The sequence below is a fragment of the Oleiagrimonas sp. genome (genome assembly GCF_027858935.1).
GTDB lineage: Bacteria > Pseudomonadota > Gammaproteobacteria > Xanthomonadales > Rhodanobacteraceae > Oleiagrimonas.
Genome location: NZ_JAQIBU010000095.1, coordinates 1 through 3,440 on the forward strand (window position 1 = coordinate 1; position 3,440 = coordinate 3,440).

At 65.7% G+C, this 3,440-nt stretch carries 3 protein-coding genes; all 3 read right to left on the minus strand.

Translation table 11 applies throughout. From position 1 onward, the window contains the following. A partial coding sequence (locus PF446_RS03720) for a S1/P1 nuclease (RefSeq protein WP_298069873.1) occupies positions 1–829 on the minus strand: 829 nt, incomplete at its 3' end. A 68-nt stretch (positions 830–897) separates the two neighbouring features. Further along, positions 898–1,356, minus strand: coding sequence for an OsmC family protein (locus PF446_RS03725; RefSeq protein WP_298069876.1), 459 nt, complete (start codon positions 1,354–1,356; stop codon positions 898–900). Further along, on the minus strand, positions 1,353–3,440 hold a 2,088-nt coding region (locus PF446_RS03730), incomplete at its 5' end, for an efflux RND transporter permease subunit (RefSeq protein ID WP_298069878.1). The genes PF446_RS03725 and PF446_RS03730, both read right to left, overlap by 4 nt.

Genomic DNA, 3,440 nt, shown 5'->3' on the forward strand with positions numbered 1-3,440 from the left:
AACGTACACCAGCCGCTTCAATCTGGTTCCTGACCACCGGCCAGGCCTTCGCCTGGTAGACCACCGACCAGCCTTCACGACGCCGATCGGGAAGATCGCCATACGCCACTTTCCGCGCCAGGGCGTGTGAATGGTCGGACCAGCGCACGGCTTCCGGTGCAATGTTCTGCAACGCCATCGGGGGGGTCCAGCGGGCTAGCCGGGCGGCACCGATGGATGCGTTCATGCGTGCTGCAATGGCACGTGTCGCATCGCGATCGAAGCTGTAATGAGGCCCCATGTGCAGGCCGTAATGATGCTCGAGGATGTTGGTGTCCCACATCCGGTGCAGGTTGGTCGGATGGCCGAAATAGACCAGCTTGACGGTCTTGCCGCCCTTGTCGTCGTGATCGTCATTGTGCATCGGCTGATGGATGTCGCCGACCAGGTGCACCACCCACTTCAGCGCCTCGAGCCGCGCCTGCGGCGATGCCTTGCGGTTGGCCAGCACATGCGCGAAGTGCGGCAGCTTGCGGACGACGCAGTTGCCCTGCGGACAGTCACGACGCACGTTGTAGCGCGGCGCGCGCAGTGGGGTATCCACGTAATGCCATGGACCCGTCTCGGGATGATCCTTGCGGATCTGGTCCGGCCAGGAAGACACCTGGTCGAGCCGGGTCTTGCCCTCCAGCGCGAGCAGCTGATGAACCTCTTGCGCGGCGGCCGGATCAAGATGACGCTGGGCGATTTCGGCAATGATGGCATGCCCCTCGGGGCCCCATGCCAGCGCGACCGGCGAAATCAGGACCAGGATGGCGAGAATGGGCAGTAGACGCAGCTTGCGTGGCATGTCGGTCGGTCGTCAGTGTGGGGACGCATTATTGTGGCACAGGCACGTGACCTTCCCGCGACACGCCTTCAGTTGACCACGCGGCCTTCCCGGTCCAGAACCCGCACGTCCACAGCCACGCCCTGGCGCACACTCTGGGTGACAATGCAGAAGTCTTCGAACTGCCCGATGATGCGCTCCAGATGCTCCAGGTCAGCCGAAGGATCGGACAGGTGCAGATCCACCGCCATGCGCTCCACGCGCCAGCGCCCTGCCTGATTGCGCGCCAGGGAGGCTTTGGCCGTGGCGCGCAAGGATCCTGGCTCGTTCTTGAACTTGCGCAGCGCGAACAGCAGGCTGGCCGCCAGGCAATTGGCCACTGCGGCAACCAGCAGACGTGCCGGGTTGGGCCCTGTGCCGCCACCCAGCGGCTCGGACTCATCCGTGGTCAAATCCGGGATCGACGTTTCGTCGAAGCGTACCCGGAATTCGTAGTTGTCCACCTGCTCCAACGACAGACCGAAGGTCTGCGTGTCATGGTCGCTCATGTCGTCTCCTCCTCGATGACCGCACCGGGCAGGCGCGGATGCTCGCCCTGGCGATGCAGGTACGCGTAGTAGAGCAACGGGATCACCAGCAGCGTCAGCACCGTGGACACCAGGACGCCGAAGATCAACGACACCGCCAGCCCCTGGAAAATGGGGTCGTCCAGGATGAAGAACCCGCCCAGCATCGCCGCGACACCGGTCAGCAGGATCGGCTTTGCACGCACCGCTGCGGCGTCTATCACCGCGTCACGCAGCGGCCGGCCCGCGGTCAGTGCGTGATTGATGAAATCGATCAGCAGGATCGAGTTGCGCACGATGATGCCGGCCAGCGCGATCATGCCGATCATCGATGTGGCCGTGTATTGCGCACCCAGCAGCGCGTGGCCCGGCATCACACCAATCACGGTCAGGGGGATCGGTGCCATGATGATCAGCGGCACCACGTAGCTCCTGAACTGCCCCACCACCAGTAGATAGATCAGGAGCAGACCCACTGAATAGGCCAGCCCCATGTCGCGGAAAGTCTCGTAGGTAATCTGCCACTCGCCGTCCCATTTCACCGCATAATGCGCCGTGTCGGGCGGCTGGTGGATGAAGTACTGCCCCAGGTGGTGGCCGGACACCGTGGCGTGGTCAAGCTTGCCGACCAGCGAAAACATGCCGTACAGCGGGCTGTCGGCGGCACCGGCGTCGTCGCCGGTGACGTAGGCATACGGCAGCAGGTCCTTGTGGTAGATCGCCTTCTCCCAGTTGGCCTTGCGCACCTTGACCACTTCGGACAATGGCACCAGCGCGCCGTTGTCCGAACGCACGCGAAGCGCCAGCAGCTGGCTCAGCGAGGCCTGGTCGGCGGCCGACAGGCGCAGGCGCACCGGCACCGCGTAGCGCGCATGTCCATCCATCAGGTAGGTCGCGTCGTCCCCCGACAACGCGGTGTGCAGGGCCCGGGCAATGGTTGCCTGGCTCAGGCCCAGCCTCGCCGCGCGCTCGCGGTCGACCACCACCACATCACGCGGCGAATTGGCCTCCACGCTGGTATCCACGTCGACAATGTCCTTGTTGGCCTTGAAGTCCTTCTCCAGGCCGGTGGCGATCTTGCGCACCGTGCCGTAGTTTGGTCCGTAGACCTCGGCCACGATCGGCGCCAGCACCGGCGGCCCCGGCGGCACCTCGACCACCTTCAGCGAGGCGCCATAGGTTTTGGCGATCTTCTGCAGCGCCGGACGCACCGCCCGCGCAATGGCGTGGCTCTGCCGCGAGCGCTCGTCCTTGCCCACCAGCTCCACCTGCAGGTCGCCCTCGATCGGCCCACTGCGCAGGTAGTACTGGCGCACCAGTCCGTTGAAGGTGATGGGCGACGCGGTGCCGGCGTAGCCCTGGTAGGCCTTCACCTCCGGTACCTTTGCCACGACCTGCGCCAGGCGGCCCAGCAGTGCGTTGGTGGTTTCCAGCGTCGTGCCCTCGGGCATATCCACCACCACCTGGAACTCGGACTTGTTGTCGAACGGCAGCATCTTCAGGATCACCGCCTTGACCACTACCAGGCCGACCGCGGCCAGTACCAGCACCCCCATCGTCGCGAACAGCAGGCGTCGTCGCCGCGTCGCGCGCTCGCCGTCCAGGAACGGCGACATCAGACGCTGAAAGAAACCCAGCAGGCGGCTGCCACGCGGGGCCGCGGCATGCTGCGCGGCCGTATCGTGCGCGGCGCCCTGCGCGTTGCCGGGCTGGTCATCGCCATCCTCGACGCGGGGGTGCCCTGCATCGTGCGCGGCGCCCTGCCTGTGGTGCCGGAGCAGACGCAGCGCCAGCCACGGCGTGACCACCAGCGCCACCGCCAGCGAAAGCAGCATGCCCGCCGAGGCGTTGATCGGGATCGGCCGCATGTACGGGCCCATGAGGCCGGAAACGAAGGCCATCGGCAGCAGCGCCGCGATCACCGTCAGGGTGGCCAGGATGGTCGGCCCACCAACTTCCGAGACGGCTTCGGGGATGGCCTGGCGCAGGCTGCGTCCGCCCAGCGCCATATGCCGGTGGATGTTCTCCACCACCACGATGGCATCGTCGACCAGGATGCCGATGGA

Excerpts from the sequence above, each read along its gene's own strand:
- PF446_RS03725 (WP_298069876.1), bottom strand. The coding sequence starts at position 1,356 with ATGAGCGACCATGACACGCAGACCTTCGGTCTGTCGTTGGAGCAGGTG.